Below are 17,098 nucleotides of genomic sequence, written 5' to 3' on the forward strand. Positions count from 1 at the left end.
CTCTAGTCTTCGGAATGGAGCTTACTTAGCTGAGCCTAACCAAAACCCACCCTCTCGTCCGACTGCATTGCGGCACCGCCGGCGCGCGTCCGCTGCGCACCCCGGAGCCTGGAGAATCGTGAACGCCACAGCCACAGCATCCCCGGGGAGCAGCCGCATTCGCGTGCTGCTCGCCGCCCTCATCTCCTTCCTTCTGATAGCGGCCGGAGCGGTGATCGCGCCGCCGGCCCACGCCGACGGCGGATCCGTCACCGCGTCCGTGACGTCGGCGAGCACGACCGGCATCACTGTGCAGGTCGAGGCTTCCGGCCTCCCCGAGGTGCAGAGCATCTATGCCGCGCTGATCGTGGAGGGCACCGAGAGCGGACTCTCGGGCCCGGGCGGCGGATACGCCGCCTTCGCCATCCCGTTCCCCACAGTGGCGGCCGGGGCCAGCTCGTTCACGCTCACCGCGCCGGCAGGCTCGCTCGACCGCACCCAGGCGTACGAGGTGCTCGTCTGGCAGCAGCACTCGGTGCCGAACGCGGAGACGATCTACGCACGCGGCGACGTCGCGGTGTCAGGCGCGCAGTGGGACGCGGTCTTCGGCCCGGTGACCCCCGACCCCGGCACGGACCCGGGAACAGACCCCGGCACGGACCCTGGCACGGACCCGGGAACAGACCCAGGCACGGACCCGGGAACCGACCCCGGCACGGACCCCGGAACGACTCCGGAGCCGGCCGCACCCTCGCTCGAGGTCTTCCTCGCCGACGGCACGACCCCGGTCGGCACCACCCCCCTGACGACCGGCGACACGATCGTCGTCGCGGGCTCGGGCTACGACCCGACCGCGAACGTCGGCGGACGCGGAGTGCCCATCCCGGCCCACCTCCCGCAGGGCACGTACGTGGTGTTCGGCAACTTCGCCGCCGACTGGCAGCCGTCGGCGGGTGCCGCCAGCTCCGCGCGCTCGGTGGGCTCGCAGGCGTGGGCACTGTCGGAGGCGGTGCTGGACGAGGTCCCGGCCCAGTACCAGGGCGCGATCCGTGCGCAGTGGGTCGACATCGCCGACGACGGCACCTTCCGCGCGACGCTGACGCTCACGGACCCGAAGGCGACTCCCGGCTCGTACGGCGTCTACACGTACGGCGCGGGCGGTGTCGTCAACGCCGCCCAGGAGCGCAGCGTCGCTCTCACCTACTCGGTCGCCCCGAAGATCACCGCCGCGGCCGCGCTCGCCGAGGGCGAGCCCGGCCTGACGACCACCGTCACGGGAACCGATTTCGGTGCGGCGACCGGCGTCTACGCGGCCGTCATCGAAGCCGGCACCGAGGCCGAGGTCACGGCAGGCGGCGGCTACGCGGCGATGCAGTACGTGCGCGGCATCTCGGGCGGCGCCTTCAGCGTCGATCTGACCGCGAAGGCCGCCGCGCTCGACCGCACCGCGAACTACGAGGTGATCGTGTGGAGGCAGCACACGCTGCCTGACGCCCAGAGCATCCTCGCGCGCACCCCCCTCGCGATCAGCGACGCCATCTGGGACGTCCTCGAGCCCGCGGATCCCGCCATCGAGGTGTTCCTCGCCGACGGCGTGACGCCCGCGGGGACGACCGCGCTGAAGGCCGGCGACAAGGTCGTGGTGAAGGGGTCGGGCTATGACCCGACCGTGAACGTCGGCGGTCGCGGCGTGCCGATCCCCGCCGATCTGCCGCAAGGCACCTACGTGGTGTTCGGCAACTTCGCCTCGGCCTGGCAGCCGTCGACCGGCGCGGCGTCGTCGTCGCGTTCCGTCGGTGCACAGGCGTGGGCCCTCGCCGAGTCCGTGCTGGAGAAGGTGCCGGCCCAGTACCAGGGCGCGATCCGCGCACAGTGGGTCGATATCGCCGCCGACGGCACGTTCGAGGCGAGCCTCACGCTGAAGGACTCCGCGGCGACTCCCGGAACCTACGGCGTGTACACGTACGGCGCAGGCGGCGTGGTCAACGCGGCCCAGGAGCGCAGCGTTCCGCTGAACTACGGGGTGGCGGCGGCCGTCATCCCGACGGTCGAGAACGCCACCGCCGCCGAGGGCCTCACGGTTCGGGCGACCGGCTCGAACCTCGGCGCCGTCACCGGCGCGTACGTCGCGCTCATCGAAGCCGGCACCGAGGCGGACGTCACGGCCGGCGGCGGATTCCTCGCCATGCAGTACGTCCGCGGCATCACGGGCGGTGCGTTCACGGTCGACCTGACGGCGGCAGCCGACGCGCTCGACCGCACGAAGACCTACGAGGTCATCGCGTGGCAGCAGCACACGATGCCGACCGCGAGCACGATCCACGCGCGCGCGGCGGTGACGATCACCGAGGAGCAGTGGGACGCTCTGACGGGCGACGAGACCGAGGTGCCGACGACACCGCCCACCACGCCTCCCACGACCCCTCCGACGACGGCTCCGACGACCCCCGCGGTCTCCGTGCCCGGAGGCTCGCTGCGCTGGGCGATCTCGACGTCGTTCACGAAGTACATCACGGGCGCTATCGCGAAGGGCGCCATCGACGTCTCGAACGGCGCGACCCGGGCCGACGGGCTCTTCCAGTTCGGGCAGACCGTCGGAGGCGACTACGACGCGGCATCCGGCCTCGGCAGCGTCGTGTACCGCGGATCCGTGCGCTTCACGGGCCACAACGGCCTGCTCGACGTCACGGTGTCCGACCCGCGGGTGAGCGTCACGTCGTCCGGCGCGGCCACCCTGTCCGTGACCAGCGGCGGCGCACAGGTGCCGTTCGCGACGCTCGACCTCTCTCGCGCGGTGATCACTCGAGCGAACGGAGCCGTCACCTACTCGGCGGCTCCCGCGGCGCTGACGGCCGACGGCCGCGACCGCGTGCTCGCCGGCAACCCGACGACCCTCGATCCGGTGACGTTCACGATCGGGTCGGTCGCGGCGGCACCCTCGGGAACGACCGGCACCGTGGCGGCCGCCGTGGTGAAGGCAACGGCCGCGATCCCGTCCGCGCCTCCGGCGACCTCCGGCATCCAGATCGACGAGGCCAACCTCGCCGCGCTGCAGTCCGGCAGGACGGCCACGTTCTCGGCATCCGGATTCGAGCCGAACGAGAAGGACATCCGCGTGGTGGTGTACTCGACTCCGGTGGTGCTCGACACCGTGACGGCCGACGCGTCCGGCGTCGCCGGCTGGACCGGCGCGCTTCCCGCGGGTCTGGAAGACGGCGCCCACACGCTGACCCTGCAGGGCTCGGTCGATCGGGGCCTGGAGTTCACCCTGACCCGTGAGGCCGCCGCGATCGGCGCCTGCACGGTCGAGGGCGCGACTCTGCAGTGGGGGTACAAGGAGTCGTTCCGCACCTACATCGAGGGCATCGCGCAGGGCGGCTGGACGCTGACCGGCGTCGAGTACCGCTACCCCGACTACGTGTGGGAGAACGGCACCGGGTCGTTCGACGACGAGACGCTCACCGGGCTCGTCACGTTCGGCGGCAGCATCGGGTTCACCGGCCACGGCGGCGCCCTGAACACGACGCTCTCGAACGCCCGCCTCGAACTCGCCGAAGACACGGGCTACCTCGTGTTCGATGTGCTCGGAACTACGCAGGACGGCCAGAGCGTCGACCAGCAGGGCGTGCGTCTCGCGGAGTTCGCGCTCGGGGACGCGGCGGTGGCCGACGGTGTGCTGTCGCTCGACGCCGTGCCCACCACCCTCACCGAGGCAGGTTCGGCCGCGTTCGGCACCTACGGGGCCGGCGAGGAGCTCGACCCGGTGACCGCGTCGATCCCCGTGGCGGCGGACTGCGGAGTCGTGGCCGATGACGAGCAGGAGCCGGCCGAGGCCGAGACGACGGATGCTGCGGCATCCCTCACGGCCGAGATCGAGGCCGACGGTGCCCCGATCTGGCCGTGGATCGTCGGCGGCCTCGTGATCGTCGCGCTCGCAGCCGGCGGCGGCGTGCTCGTCGCGCGACGTACCCGCGCGAAGGCCGAGCACGGCGAGGTCACGACCGAGGTCTGACTCCCACGACGGCGACGCCCTCCTCGCAGCGGACGCGGGGAGGGCGTCGCTTCGTCCGACGGAGGACCCTAGGTCCGCGCAACGGTGGGAGAATGGAGACATGTCCTCCCCCGAGACCCACCAGACGGTCGAGGCGACCGTGCGCCGCGTGCCGCGCTTCGGCGTGTTCATGGGAGTCGGCGTCGTGCTCGGCATCATCGCCGCCGGCATCCTGACGATGATGGGCAGCTTCGAGCCGTCCGAGGCCGCAGGTGTCGTCTACCCTCCCGGCCAGGTCTTCGGATTCCTGCTGCTGTGGACGGTCCCGGCGGGCCTCGCACTCGGCGCCGTGGTCGCGCTCATCCTCGAGCGCACCGCCCGCCGACACGACCGCGTCGTGCGGGTCGAGCACGAGACGATCATCGAAGCGGACTGAGTCCGCTCACGCCAGTTCGGCGATGATCGGCCGGATCGCGGAGTCGAACGACACGACATCGCGACGCAGACCGTCGGTCACCGCGACCGTCAGCGCCCCGATCCACCAGATCCCCCGCTGCGAGAACGGCAGCACCTGCACGTTCAGCTCGAACGAATGGGCCCTGCGCCCGATGTCGCGCTCGAACTCGGCGATCGCGCTCGCGTAGGCCCGATAGGCATCGCCGCCGGTGGAGCCTGCATGCGAACGCGTGCCCATCGACGCCCGGATCGAGGCCACGTACCGGTCGTGCGCGAGCCGCGCGAAGCGGAGAGCGGATGCCGAGTGCGGCACGATCGCCTCGGCCAGCTCCTCGGAGCCGGACGCCGGCAGGGCGACGAGCGTGTCGAAGCCCTCGACGAGTTCGAGCGGCACGCCGGACGGGTGAGCGCGAGGCTCGACCGTCATGTCCCAGTAGTCGCGCCACTGCTTCTCGAGCTCGGGGGTGACCTCGACGGCATCCGGAGCCCGGACGGGAAGATCCCGCAGGCTCGGCAGGTCTTCGGGGGCACGGATGCCGAGGGCCTGACGCAGCGCGAGCGCCACGAGCACGGGGACGCTCGCGTCTTCGCGGATCAACCACTGCGGCTTGTCGGCCATGGCCCCATCGTAGGAGATAGGGGGAGGGGAGAGGAGGTCCGGACGGGCGGTAGTCTTGAGGTGTGGCTGCCTCCCCCACCAATCCCTATTCCGAAGCCGGCGTCGACACCGCTGCAGGTGATCTCGCCGTCGAGCTGATGAAGTCGTCCGTGCGCGCGACGCACGGCCCCGAAGTGCTCGGCGGTGTCGGCGGATTCGCCGGACTGTTCGACGCCAGCGCGCTGCGCGACTTCCGTCGTCCGCTGCTCGCGACCAGCACCGACGGCGTCGGCACGAAGGTCGCGATCGCGCAGGCGATCGACAAGCACGACACGATCGGCCAGGACCTCGTCGGCATGGTCGTCGACGACATCGTCGTGGTCGGAGCCAAGCCGCTCTTCATGACCGACTACATCGCCTGCGGCAAGGTCTTCCCCCAGCGCATCGCCGACATCGTGCGCGGCATCGCCGAGGCGTGCTCCGCCACCGGCACCGCCCTCGTCGGCGGCGAGACGGCCGAGCACCCCGGCCTCCTCGGGCCCCGCGACTACGACGTCGCGGGAGCGGCGACCGGAGTCGTCGAGGCAGACACGATCCTCGGAGCCGACCGTGTGCAGGACGGCGACGTCGTGCTCGCGGTCGAGTCGAGCGGTCTGCACTCGAACGGATACTCGCTCGTGCGCCACATCGTCACCAACGCGGGCATCGGCTACGGCGACAACGCGGCCGACTTCGGCACGACCTGGGGCGAGGCGCTGCTCGAGCCCACGCGCCTCTACACGCTGCCGCTCCTGCGTCTCATCGAGCAGCTCGGTGCGTCGACGGGCGTGGGCGGGGTCCACGCCCTCAGCCATGTCACCGGCGGCGGCATCGCCGCGAACCTCGCCCGTGTCCTGCCGCAGGGCAGCTGGGCCGAGGTCGACCGCAGCACCTGGACGCCGAGCCCGGTCTTCCGGGTGCTCAGCGACATCGCCGGTTCGACGCTGGAGTCCGCCGAAGGCACCTGGAATCTCGGCATCGGCTTCCTCGCCGTCATCGCGTCCGAGAAGAAGGACGCCGCGATCGCGGCCCTCGCAGCCGAGGGCATGCCGGCGTGGCAGGTCGGGACGGTGGGCTTCGGCCCGCGCCCGGCAGGAGAGTTCGAACAGGGCGCCAAGGGCGTCGACGGCGGAGCGGTGCGCCTCGTGGGCGCATACGCAGATGGAGCGAAGTAACCACACATGTGCGGCATCGTCGGAATGGTCGGGGCGGCCCCGGTCAATCAGGACATCTACGACGCTCTCCTCCTGCTGCAGCACCGCGGGCAGGACGCAACGGGCATCGCCACCGCTGAGGCCAACGGCGTCATGCACAACGCGAAGGCGCAGGGCATGGTCCGCGAGGCCTTCCGCACCCGCGACATGCGCGCGCTGCTCGGCAACGTCGGACTCGGGCACGTGCGATACGCGACCAAGGGCACGGCGTCGAGCGAAGAGGAGATGCAGCCGTTCTACGTGAACGCGCCCTACGGCATCATCCTCATCCACAACGGCAATCTCACGAACACGCGTGAGCTCACGGCCGACATGGCCAAGCGCGACCGCCGTCACCTCAACTCGTCGAGCGACACCGAGCTGCTCCTCAACGTGCTCGCCGGAGAGCTGCAGGCGACCACGTCGACCGTGGACCTCGACCCCGAGCGCATCTTCGAGGCCGTCGCCCGCACGCACGAGCGAATCGAGGGCGCGTACGCGGTGATCGCCGTGATCGCCGGTTACGGCCTGCTCGCGTTCCGCGACCCCTTCGGCATCCGTCCCCTCATCCTCGGTCGCCGCCCGTCTACGGTGCCCGGTGCCGAGGGACGCGACGAGTGGGTCGTCACCAGCGAATCGCTCGTGCTCGAGAACGCCGACTACGAGGTCGTCCGCGAGGTCGAGCCCGGCGAGGCCGTCTTCATCACGAACGAGGGTGAGCTGTACTCGCAGCAGTGCGCCGCCGACCCGACGCTCGCCCCGTGCGCGTTCGAGTACGTGTACCTCGCGCGTCCCGACTCGATCATGAACGGCATCTCGGTCTACGAGTCGCGCCTGCGCATGGGCGACCGTCTCGCCGACACGATCGCGAAGCACGTGCCGATGGACAAGATCGACGTCGTCATGCCGATCCCCGACTCCTCGCGCCCCGCTGCCATGGAGGTCGCCCGCAAGCTCGGCATCGAATACCGCGAGGGCTTCTACAAGAACCGCTACGTCGGCCGCACGTTCATCATGCCCGGCCAGGCGGTGCGCAAGAAGAGCGTGCGGCAGAAGCTCAACGCGATGTCGGCCGAGTTCCAGGGCAAGAACGTCCTGCTGATCGACGACTCGATCGTGCGTGGCACGACGTCGAAGCAGATCATCCAGATGGCGCGGGATGCCGGTGCGGTGTCCGTCACGTTCGCCTCCGCGGCGCCGCCCGTGCGCCACCCTCATGTGTACGGCATCAACATGCCGTCCCGGCACGAGCTCATCGCCCACGGACGCACGATCCCCGAGATCGCCGAGGAACTGGGCTGCGACCACCTCGTGTACCAGGAGGTCGACGATCTCAAGGCCGCGATCACCGAGGGCACGGTCCTGGACGACCTCGACATGAGCTGCTTCGACGGACGCTACGTCACCGGCACGGTCTCCGACGAGTACCTCGCGTGGGTGGAGGGGTCGCAGACCTCGTGACGACGGCTGCCCGGCCGCTGTGGCAGGGCCGCGCGCTCGCCCTCATCGGCATCGTGCTGGTCGCGTTCTCGCTGCGTTCGGCCGTGGCGTCCCTCTCACCGGTGATCGACCACGTCGCCGAGGACTTCCCCGTCTCCTCCGTCGTCGTCGGCCTCATCGGCGCGGCGCCGCCCGTGTGCTTCGCCGTGTTCGGCCTGCTCACCCCGCTGTTCGAACGCCGGTTCGGGCTCGAACGCGTCGCCGTCGCCGCCATCGCCCTGATCGCGGCAGGGCTCCTGCTGCGCGGGTTGTCGATCGACTCCACGACTCTGCTCGCATCGACCGCCGTGGTGTTCGCCGGCGTCGGGTCCGGCAACGTGCTGCTGCCGCCGCTCGTGAAGAAGTACTTCCCCGATCGGCTCGGCGTCATGATGACGGTCTACTCGACCACCATGGCGGTGTCGACGTTCGTGCCCCCGCTGGTCGCGGTGCCTCTCGCCGACACGGCGGGGTGGCGGGTCTCCCTCGGTCTGTGGGGCGTCTTCGCGGTGATCGCGCTCGTGCCCTGGGTCGCGATGCTGATCGCGAGCAGGACGGATGCCGTCGCCACCGCGACTCCGCAGAGCGATTCGACGTCCTCCGAGGCCACCGACGACGGGGCCGATGCCGCGTCCATGGCGACCGGACCCATCGTCACGTCACCGGCGAGCGCCCGGGTCTTCGGTCGACTCTGGCGACTGCCGCTCGCCTGGTCGATCGCGCTCGTGTTCGGCACCTCCTCGACGGTGGCGTACGTGTCGTTCTCCTGGCTGCCGACGATCATGATCGACGTGGGCGGGGTCTCGCCGTCGAACGCCGGGCTGCTGCTGTCGCTGTTCGGGCTCATGGGCCTGCCGTGCTCGCTGCTGGTGCCGATCCTCATCGTGCGCTTCCAGGCGACGCGTCCGGTCTTCTTCATCGCGATCGCCTGCGGGCTCGCCGGGCTCGCCGGGTTCCTGTTCTTCCCGACGGCGGCGCTGCCGCTGTGGGTGGCGCTGTTCGGCCTCGCGCCGGCGCTGTTCCCGCTGGCGCTCGTGCTGCTCAGCATCCGCGCTCGCACGCCCGAGAGCGCCGTCGCGCTCAGCGGGTTCGTCCAGAGCATCGGCTACGCGGTCGCCGCGGTGTTCCCGCTGCTCATCGGCCTGCTGCACGACCTGACCGACAGCTGGCTGATCCCGCTCTGGCTGCTCGTGGGCGTGCTGATCGCCGTGATCCCCGCAGGATGGATCGCCGGACGTCGACGCACCATCGAAGAGGACTGGGAGCGACGGCACGGCCGCTGGTGATCCCGGGCCCTCTCGTGACCCAGGGTCGCTCGGAGCTCCGGGCACGACGAAACCCCCGTGTCACGCACGGGGGAGACGGCGACAGAATCGGCGGTCAGGCCTTTTCTAGTTCGTCCTCGTCTTCGTCGGCATACTCGTCTGCCCACTTGTCGACGTATGCGTCTTCGGAGTCGCTCGGGTGCCCGAGTTCGCGCTCCAGCGCAGAGTAGTTCACCGACGGACTGAAGGACTTCAGTTCGCGGGCGATCTTGGTGTGCTTCGCCTTTTGACGGCCACGGCCCATGCGCGAGACCCCCTCACGAGTTAAGCTGCGGGCAACCAGGGGCCCGATGCATTCACGACACCGGCTCGCGGCCGGTAAGAGTAGCATTCAGAATAGCACGCGGGTAGACCGCTCCGGCCGATGCCAGGCTGGGGAAGGGAGTGATCGTCATGACCGACAGCACCTCGACGCCCTCGGAAGAGAGTGCTCAGAACGCGACGCTGCAGAAAGCCGTCATCGTCGGCATGCAGCCGCATCAGCCTCGACACGTGATCGAGGAGGCCGCCCGATTCGCTCGGCTCCTCCGGGTGCCGCTCGTGGTCGCGCACGTCGACGTCACCCGCTTCGTGACGTACGAGGACCCTGACGGGTATGTGCACTCGGCCCCCATCGACATCAACTTCGACGCCGGAACGGCCGAGTTCGAGGCGGTGCAGGCCGAGGCCGCAGCCGCGCTCGACGGCACCGGCGTCACCTGGACGGCGCGGCAGCTCGTCGGGGATCCGGCGCTCGCGATCAAACAGCTCGCGAACAAGCTCGACGCCCAGCTCATCGTGGTCGGAACCCGCAAGCGCGGCATCGGCGAGTCGATCCGGGAGTTCTTCACCGGTTCGGTGGCGGCCCGCCTCGCGCACCGTCAGCACCGATCGGTGCTCGTCGTGCCGCTCGAGGACCCGGTGCCCGACAACCAGGCCGAGATCTGGACCGAGTAGCTCCTCCTCGTCGATTCGGACCGCGCGAGCCGACCGAGACGAAACGCGCCGAACCCCGCGGAGTGTTCTCCGCGGGGTTCGACGCGTTTCGTTCCGGTGCTGCGCTCCTCGCTCCACGACCGGGAGGAGCGGTGGGGGTCAGCGTCCGAGGGACGCCAGTGCGGTCGTGATGCTGCGAGCCGCGGCATCCAGTCCGTTCTCCAGCTCGGTCACGACGGACGACGGCAGGCTGCCGCCCTTCGCGACATGCGTGCGGAGGTCGGTGCGCACCCGGGCGCGGAAGGCGTTGATGACGGCATCCGCCCGGTGCATCTCCTCGCGGCTGACGATGCGCTCGTCATCCCCGGCCGTGCGGGGGCGGCCCTTCGATGCGGCGCGATCGTCCTTCTCGGCTGTCGCGAGATCGGCGCGGAGGCTCTTCATGGCCTCCTTGACGCTCTGACGCACCTCGTTGGCGATGAGCCGAACCGAGTCGGTGAGGCCCGCCTCGATGCCGGCGAGGTCGCCCTCGCGCGATGTGAGCTCGGCGCGCCCGGCATCCGTGATCGCGTAGATGGTGGTGCGGCCGTCGACTGTCTTCGTGACGAGCCCCTCCTCCTCGAGCTTCGCGAGTCGCGGGTAGATCGTCCCGGCGCTCGGCGTGTAGGTGCCGCCCGTCCGGTCGGTGAGCGCCTGGATGATGCCGTAGCCGTGCTGCGGCGCCTCGGCGAGCAGCGACAGCAGGTACAGACGCAGATCGCCGTGGGAGAAGACTGCGGGGCTCATTCTTCCCACTCCGCATCGTTCGTGATGGAGGCGGGCGTGCGACGCAGGATGGTCACGCCGCCCGAGACCGAGTTGGCACGCAGGTCGACGAAGCGCCCGGCGAGCTCACCGGACGAGCCGGTGTAGTTGTTGATCCCGGAGGATCCGCGCTCGACGCCGTCGATGAGCAGGCGTCCGCTCAGCGAGCGCACCACGTAGTTCGCGGCGAGCGACTCGTCGAGGCGCACGGTGGTTCCGCCGGACACCGAGTTGACGTTGATGGCGTTCACATCGCCGGCGGCGTCGACGAGCGTCGAGCCCGACACGATGTCGACCGTCGCACGCCGGATGGTGCCGGTGACGGCGACATCGCCGGAGACGCTGTTCGCGGTGATCGAGCCCGTGAGCCCACGCACCTGCACGTCGCCGGAGACGGAGTTGACGGTGAGGTCGCCGATGAGGGTGTCGACGATGAGGTCGCCCGACACGGTGTTGAGGCGGGCGTCGTTGCGGATGCCGGAGACCAGCGCTCCGGCGCTGACGACGCCGAGGTTGAGGGCGATCGAGCGGGGCACGGCCACGCTGACCTCGGCCTTGGGGCCGCCGGAGCCGAAGTTGCGGAAGACCTCGAGGAAGTTGTCCCAGCCGAGCTGCGGGTGGTCGATCTCGACCTCGCCGTTCTGGGCCTCGATGCGGAGGTCCTTGGTGGTGACGCCGTGCACCTCGATGCGGATGCCGGGTTCGTCGTGCGCGATGACATCGACCTGTCCGCCGACCAGGCCGATCTTCAGCCGGGTGACGTTCTCGATGTCGATGACGCGTTCCTCGCCGGGGGCGATGAGCCACTTCTCGGTCATGTCTGCTTCTCCTGGGTTGAGGGATCACGATATATCGTGTGTGCCGAGCGTAACACGATATATCTCGATCTTGTCAAGAGCGTCTTCCGAGCGCGTGCCCTGATCGCACTTGACATTGACGCAGCGTCAACTTCTACCGTGGAGTCATCGAAGAACGGTTCCACGGAAGGAGGACGCCATGACCGGTCGTGACTGGTCGATCCAGGAGATCGCCCGACTCGCGGGCACCACCAGCAGGACGCTGCGTCACTACGACGACGTCGGCCTGCTGCGACCCTCGCGCATCGCGCACAACGGCTACCGCCACTACGACGAGTCGGCGCTCGTGCGCCTGCAGCGCATCCTGCTGCTGCGCGAGCTCGGTCTCGGGCTGCCGCAGATCGCCGAGGTGCTCGACCCTTCGACCGCTCCACAGAGCGAGGAGTCCGCACTCGAGACGCACCTCGCGCTGCTGCGCGAGGAGCAGAGCCGGCTGGCGCGACAGATCGCGTCGGTCGAGAACACCATCAACGCATTGAGAGGAGGTGAAGAACTCATGGCAGAGAACATGTTCGACGGTTTCGACCACACCCGGTACAAGGAGGAGGTCGAGCAGCGTTGGGGTCGCAAGGCCTACGCCGACAGCGACCGCTGGTGGCGCGGGATGAGCGACGCCGAGCGTGCCGACTGGCAGCAGCGCGTCTCCGACCTCGGTCGGGACTGGATCGCCGCCGCCGAGAGCGGCATCGATCCGGCATCCGCCGAGGCTCAGGACATCGCCCGCCGTCACGTCGACTGGCTCACCGGCATCCCCGGTACGCCCGCGGCGGCCCTTCGACAGGCTCAGGGACCGGACGATGCGGTCAAGGCGTACGTGCTCGGACTCGGTGAGATGTACGTCGCCGACCCGCGCTTCGGCGCGAACTACGCGACGTCCGCCGGCGGCACGCAGGGTGCGGAATTCGTCCGCGACGCACTCCGCATCTACGCGGAGGGCAACCTGTAGCGCGTTGCGTCTCGCTCCGCTCGCTCAACGACCGGGTCGTCGGCGCGTGCGGGGTCAGAAACGCATCCGAATCACCTGATTCGGGTGCGTTTTCGGCCCCGCACGCAGCAGACGGTGCGTTTTCGGCCCCGCATGCAGCGGACGCCGCGACCACGCTTCGCACAGATCCGGACACCAGGGCAAGGGCGGCGACCGGATGCCGGGGCAGGGCGTAGGGTCGTGCCATGCCCCACCGCCGCACACGCACGAACGCGGCTCCGCTGTTCGGGGCGGCACTCGTCGCCTACGCCGCGAACGCGGCCCTCGGCACGGCCGTCGCGATGAGGCTCGTCGACACCCGCGACTTCCGCTGGCTGCACCACGCGATGTACATCGCCACGTGCGTCGCGTCGGCCGCCGCGTTCTCCGCGATCCTCTGGGCTCGCCCGACGCAGGCGAGTCGCCGCGCGGCCCTCGCCCTCGCCCCCGCCGCCGTGCCGCTCGCCGCGATCCCGTACCTCGGCACGCACGGCCGACGGCATCCGCTCGTCGCGCTCGCCGCGGCACCCTTCATCGTCGCGGGCCTCGTCTGCTCGCGCATCCCGTCCGACCGGAAGTGAATGCATGGAACTGCTCGACGCCATCCGCCGCCGCAAGACCACCAACGGGCCGTTCCTGCCCGACCCGGTGTCGGAGGAGCATCAGCGCATCCTCCTCGAGGCTGCGGGGCGAGCACCCTCGCAGCTGAACAGCCAGCCGTGGCGGTTCGTGGTCATCGAGAACCGCGAGACGATCGACAGGATCGCTCGCATCTCGGGCGAGAGCATGACCGAGGCGATGTCGAACGGCACGTTCTTCGAGCGCTACAAGCCCTACTTCCGCTTCAGCCAGGTCGAGATGGAGGAGAAGCGCAGTGGGATGCTGTTCGACAAGCTCCCCGCGGCCCTGCGTCCGTTCACCAACCAGGTGTTCACCAGGCGCGGCCAGAAGCTGATGAACACGTTCGGGGTGCCGAAGACCCTGGGCGAGGAGAACCACAAGCTCGTGGCGGGGTCGCCGCTGCTGCTCGGCGTGATGCTCGACCGCAGCGAGTACCGCCCGGGTCAGTTGTCGTCGTTCTACTCGGTGTTCAGCATGGGCGCGGCGATGGAGAACGTGTGGCTCACGACGGTCGAGCTCGGCATGGGCATCCAGTTCATCTCCTTCCCGATGGAGGTGCCGGGGCGCTGGGAGGAGATCATCGACCTTCTGCACGTGCCCGACGACCTGGAGCTCATGGCCGTCTATCGTCTCGGCTACTTGCCGCCCGATCAGCGGCGGCCCGCGATCGACTGGTCGAGTCACCAGCGAAAGCTCGCCTCGCAGTACGTCTTCCGCGAGAGCTGCGACCAGCCGCAGCAGGGGTGGGACGAGCCCCTCGGGGGCTGACCGTCACTCCCCGCTGGTCCGGGGAAGCGACTTCAGGTCGCGCAGCGCCGGACCCTCGATCCGCGTGCCGTCGGGCGCGAAGCGCGACGCGTGGAGCGGGCAGTCCCACGTGCACTCCGCGTCGTTCCAGTCGAGAACGCCGCCCAGGTGCGGACACACGACGTCGACCGCGCGGGTGACGCCGTCGACCGTCGAGATCCCGACCGGAAGCCCGCCGCGGTTCGCGACGACGCCGTCGCCCTCTGCAGGACGAGGCACGGGCACGGACCGCGACTCGGCCTTGATCCAGCCGGTGGTGGCGGCGGCAGCGACCTTCAGGCCCTCGACGGCGCCCTGTGCGAGGTCGGCCGGCACGGTGAGCCTCGTGCCGAGGACGGTCATCCACGAGGGGCGCTCGGTACGGTGCGCTCCGAGGATCTCGGAAGTGAGGCGGAGGGCGGCGGCCGGGGCGTTCGAGAGGCCCCACTTCGCATAGCCGGTCGCGAAGCGGATGCTGCCGAGACCGCGTGGCATCGCGCCCACGAACGGGATCAGGTTGTGCGACTCGTAGTCCTGAGCCGACCAGCGGTGGGTCTCCTCCGCGCCGGGGAAGTGCTCGCGCGTCCAGGCGACGAGGTCGTCGACCTGAGCGGCCTCGCCGTCCGACCGGCCGACCGGGTGCCCGTTGCCTCCGACGATCAGCTGCGCGGTGCCCCCGGGACCGTCGGCCGCCGAGACGGGACGGATCGAGCGGCTCGGGCTGTCGACCGAGATGAAGGTGGATGCCGGCACGTCGCCGTCGATCCGGAAGGAGACGCAGTACGACCGGAACGCCCGCATCTTCGAGAAGTACAGGCCGCGGTCGAGGATCGGGTAGCCGGTCGCGATGACGATGTGGTCGGCGAACATCGGGCCTGCCGTCGTCTCGACCCGGGGCTCGGGCAGCGCGTGCGTCGCCGTGACTCGGGTGCCCGTGTGCAGAGTGCCTCCTGCGGCGAGGAGTTCTTCGGCCAGCGCTTGCGCGACGAGCATCGGGTCGATCGTCACCTGGTCGTCGAGTGCGACCGCTCCGACCACGGGAAAGGGGGTGTCCGACAGGTCGGCGCCCGACAGCATCCGTGTCGGCAGCCCCGCTTCGCGCGCGGCCGCATGCTGCTCGTGCACCGTGCCGAGTCCGTCGGTCTGCTGCGCGTACGTGTGGTCGGTGCGGCGCTCGTAGGGGACCCCGGCGTGATCGGCGAAGCCGACCAGCCAGTCCATGCCGTCGCGGTTGGCGTCGACGTAGGCGCGCACGAGGTCCGCGGAATGATGCCGTCGGATCTCGGCCAGCCGCTGTCCCTGCAGGAGCGACAGCTTGCCGGTGTTGCCTCCGGTCGTGAGCTCGCCGACCGAGCCCGCGTCGATCACGACGACATCGAGGCCCGCACGGGTGAGCATCACCGCGGTGGTCAGGCCGGTGACTCCCGCTCCCACGACGATGACCTCATGGCGTGCACCGGGGTCGAACGGCGAACCGGCGGGCGGAGTGCGGTCGAGCTTCCACAGTGGCTTCATGGTGTCAGTCTTGGCCGTGCGAAGTCCCCTGCGCACCGGGTTGACATCCGGCCCGCGGATCGCAATGCGCACGCCTCGGGCCTCTTCGCGCCTCCGGACGCCGCACTAGAGTTGCCGCGTGACCCTCCGCCGACTGCTTCTCGTCCTCCTGGGCGGCAGCGTCGGAACCGCGGCGCGTCTGGCCGTCGGCCTCTGGATGCCCGAGCCCGACGGCATCCCGATCGCCACCCTCGTCGTGAACATCGTCGGGGCGCTGCTGATCGGCATCCTCGCCGCACGCATCCCGCAGACCACCGATGTGCGCGTGCTGCTGGGGACCGGGGTGCTCGGCGGATTCACGACCTACAGCGCGTTCACGACCGGAACGATCGCGCTCTGGGCCGATGCTCCGCTGGCCGCGTTCTCGTACGCGATCATCAGCCTCGCTCTCGGCCTCGTCGCCGCCGCGCTGGGATTGCGGATCGGACGTCCGCGCGACCGTGCGGGTCGAGAGGCTGCCGAGTGAGCCCGATCGTGTTCCTCGCCGCCGCGCTCGCCGGAGGGGTGGGCGCGGTGCTGCGCTACACCCTCGACCTCGGCGTCGCGAAGCTCTCCGGTCGGCGGTTCCCCTGGGGCATTCTCATCGTGAACCTCACCGGCTCGTTCGCGCTCGGAGTCGTGACGACGGCGCTGCCCGGCGAGGCGTTCATCGTCGGGGCGGGGCTGCTCGGCGGGTACACGACGTTCAGCACCGCCATGCTCGACGCCGTCGCCCTCTGGCGCGACGGCAAGCGCGCGGCATCCGCCTTCGATGCGATCGGGATGCTGCTGCTCGGACTCGTCGCGGCGGGTCTCGGCCTCGCCGTGGGCTCGGGGTTTGCGGTGTTCGGCGGGTTCTGAGCACGGGGCACCGGGGTCCGCCCGCCCGGCCGACGCACAGCTTCGAGATGCAGACTGTACAGACGTACATGTACGGGTGTACACGGTCGATTCCGGAGGACGCATGAGCGAAGGCACACGCCGCCGCCGCGATCCCGAAGCGCGCCGCCGCGAGATCGTCGCCGCCGCCGCCGAGCTCATCATCGAACTGGGCGTGGATGCGGTCACGCACCGCAAGGTCGCTGCGCGGGCGGGAGTGCCCCTCGGCGCCACCACGCAGTACTTCGCCACCCTCGACGACCTGCGCGAGACAGCGCTCGGCGCCTTGGCCGTCGAGATCCAGGAGCGCATCGACGACACCCGACGCGCCGTCGCCGCAGAAGGCGTCACACCCGAGGGGATCGCCCGGCTCGTCCGCCAGGCCCTCGACGACGCGCGTGCGATCCAGACAGACCGCGCCGTGGTCACCGCGGCGGTCCACGATCCCCGCGTGCGCGCCTTCGCCAGGCAGTGGTCCGACGAGGTCGTCGGCTTCATGTCGCCCGTTCACGGACCGGATCGCGCCAGGGCCGCCGCCGTCTTCATCGACGGCGTACTGTGGCATGCGCAGATCCACGACGAGCCGCTCGACGAAGAGCTCATCCGCGACGCCCTCGCCGGGATCCTCACCCCCGGTCAGGCGTCCGCATCCTCATCCATCGCCGCAGCACCCGCCTGA

The 17,098-nt window shown here is 70.1% G+C and carries 17 protein-coding genes; 12 read left to right on the plus strand and 5 right to left on the minus strand.

Annotation, left to right across the window (positions count from 1 at the left end):
* Nucleotides 1–118: 118 nt before the first annotated feature.
* Both BN2660_RS07560 and BN2660_RS07565 read left to right on the plus strand, forming a co-directional pair.
* Nucleotides 119–3,991, plus strand: coding sequence for an HtaA domain-containing protein (locus BN2660_RS07560; RefSeq protein ID WP_176697129.1), 3,873 nt, complete (start codon nucleotides 119–121; stop codon nucleotides 3,989–3,991).
* A gap of 100 nt (nucleotides 3,992–4,091) precedes the next feature.
* Nucleotides 4,092–4,406, plus strand: coding sequence for a hypothetical protein (locus tag BN2660_RS07565; protein ID WP_091229513.1), 315 nt, complete (start codon nucleotides 4,092–4,094; stop codon nucleotides 4,404–4,406).
* Between the two features lie 6 nt (nucleotides 4,407–4,412).
* Here the strand turns inward: BN2660_RS07565 and BN2660_RS07570 are convergent, their stop codons facing one another.
* Nucleotides 4,413–5,045 (minus strand): zinc-binding alcohol dehydrogenase, encoded by a 633-nt coding sequence (locus BN2660_RS07570; RefSeq protein ID WP_091229516.1) that lies wholly within the window; start codon nucleotides 5,043–5,045, stop codon nucleotides 4,413–4,415.
* Between the two features lie 62 nt (nucleotides 5,046–5,107).
* Here BN2660_RS07570 and purM point away from each other — a divergent pair, with 62 nt between their 5' ends.
* From purM to BN2660_RS07585, 3 genes are read left to right on the plus strand one after another with little or no spacing between them, the layout of a single operon-like run.
* Nucleotides 5,108–6,238, plus strand: coding sequence for a phosphoribosylformylglycinamidine cyclo-ligase (purM, locus tag BN2660_RS07575; protein WP_091229519.1), 1,131 nt, complete (start codon nucleotides 5,108–5,110; stop codon nucleotides 6,236–6,238).
* Nucleotides 6,239–6,244: 6 nt separating this feature from the next.
* On the plus strand, nucleotides 6,245–7,717 hold the full coding sequence (gene purF / locus BN2660_RS07580; protein ID WP_091229523.1) for an amidophosphoribosyltransferase: 1,473 nt from the start codon (nucleotides 6,245–6,247) through the stop codon (nucleotides 7,715–7,717).
* Entirely contained in the window at nucleotides 7,690–9,021 is a 1,332-nt protein-coding gene (locus BN2660_RS07585; protein WP_255305073.1) for an MFS transporter, read from the plus strand. Before purF ends, BN2660_RS07585 begins: the two co-directional genes overlap by 28 nt.
* A gap of 94 nt (nucleotides 9,022–9,115) precedes the next feature.
* Here BN2660_RS07585 and BN2660_RS07590 read toward each other — a convergent pair whose 3' ends face one another.
* A complete protein-coding gene (locus BN2660_RS07590) occupies nucleotides 9,116–9,304 on the minus strand; it encodes a DUF3073 domain-containing protein (RefSeq protein ID WP_067119623.1) in 189 nt (62 codons plus the stop codon).
* A gap of 149 nt (nucleotides 9,305–9,453) precedes the next feature.
* Between BN2660_RS07590 and BN2660_RS07595 the strand changes: the two genes are divergently transcribed.
* Nucleotides 9,454–9,996 (plus strand): universal stress protein, encoded by a 543-nt coding sequence (locus BN2660_RS07595; RefSeq protein WP_091229717.1) that lies wholly within the window; start codon nucleotides 9,454–9,456, stop codon nucleotides 9,994–9,996.
* A gap of 138 nt (nucleotides 9,997–10,134) precedes the next feature.
* Here BN2660_RS07595 and BN2660_RS07600 read toward each other — a convergent pair whose 3' ends face one another.
* Nucleotides 10,135–10,761 carry a PadR family transcriptional regulator gene (locus BN2660_RS07600; protein ID WP_091229526.1) on the minus strand — a complete coding sequence of 209 codons (627 nt, stop codon included), beginning with the start codon at nucleotides 10,759–10,761 and terminating at the stop codon, nucleotides 10,135–10,137.
* A complete protein-coding gene (locus tag BN2660_RS07605; protein WP_091229530.1) occupies nucleotides 10,758–11,597 on the minus strand; it encodes a DUF4097 family beta strand repeat-containing protein in 840 nt (279 codons plus the stop codon). Before BN2660_RS07605 ends, BN2660_RS07600 begins: the two co-directional genes overlap by 4 nt.
* Nucleotides 11,598–11,775: 178 nt before the next feature.
* Here BN2660_RS07605 and BN2660_RS07610 point away from each other — a divergent pair, with 178 nt between their 5' ends.
* From BN2660_RS07610 to BN2660_RS07620, 3 genes are all read left to right on the plus strand, one after another.
* Nucleotides 11,776–12,582 carry a MerR family transcriptional regulator gene (locus BN2660_RS07610; RefSeq protein ID WP_091229533.1) on the plus strand — a complete coding sequence of 269 codons (807 nt, stop codon included), beginning with the start codon at nucleotides 11,776–11,778 and terminating at the stop codon, nucleotides 12,580–12,582.
* 224 nt (nucleotides 12,583–12,806) lie between these two features.
* Nucleotides 12,807–13,181: a hypothetical protein gene (locus tag BN2660_RS07615; RefSeq protein ID WP_091229536.1), complete on the plus strand. Its 375-nt coding sequence runs from the start codon at nucleotides 12,807–12,809 to the stop codon at nucleotides 13,179–13,181.
* 4 nt (nucleotides 13,182–13,185) lie between these two features.
* Nucleotides 13,186–13,989, plus strand: coding sequence for a nitroreductase family protein (locus BN2660_RS07620; protein WP_091229541.1), 804 nt, complete (start codon nucleotides 13,186–13,188; stop codon nucleotides 13,987–13,989).
* Nucleotides 13,990–13,992: 3 nt separating this feature from the next.
* On the opposite strand, the gene BN2660_RS07625 is transcribed toward BN2660_RS07620, so the two are convergent.
* Nucleotides 13,993–15,522: an FAD-dependent oxidoreductase gene (locus BN2660_RS07625; RefSeq protein ID WP_091229544.1), complete on the minus strand. Its 1,530-nt coding sequence runs from the start codon at nucleotides 15,520–15,522 to the stop codon at nucleotides 13,993–13,995.
* Between the two features lie 118 nt (nucleotides 15,523–15,640).
* Between BN2660_RS07625 and BN2660_RS07630 the strand changes: the two genes are divergently transcribed.
* The 3 genes from BN2660_RS07630 to BN2660_RS07640 all read left to right on the plus strand — a co-directional run bounded on the left by BN2660_RS07630 (nucleotide 15,641) and on the right by BN2660_RS07640 (nucleotide 17,098).
* Nucleotides 15,641–16,027, plus strand: coding sequence for a fluoride efflux transporter FluC (locus BN2660_RS07630; protein WP_091229548.1), 387 nt, complete (start codon nucleotides 15,641–15,643; stop codon nucleotides 16,025–16,027).
* Nucleotides 16,024–16,401 carry a fluoride efflux transporter FluC gene (locus BN2660_RS07635; RefSeq protein ID WP_176697130.1) on the plus strand — a complete coding sequence of 126 codons (378 nt, stop codon included), beginning with the start codon at nucleotides 16,024–16,026 and terminating at the stop codon, nucleotides 16,399–16,401. Before BN2660_RS07630 ends, BN2660_RS07635 begins: the two co-directional genes overlap by 4 nt.
* Before the next feature lie 103 nt (nucleotides 16,402–16,504).
* On the plus strand, nucleotides 16,505–17,098 hold the full coding sequence (locus tag BN2660_RS07640; RefSeq protein WP_091229723.1) for a TetR/AcrR family transcriptional regulator: 594 nt from the start codon (nucleotides 16,505–16,507) through the stop codon (nucleotides 17,096–17,098).

This window comes from Microbacterium sp. 3J1, assembly GCF_001049495.1.
GTDB lineage: Bacteria > Actinomycetota > Actinomycetes > Actinomycetales > Microbacteriaceae > Microbacterium.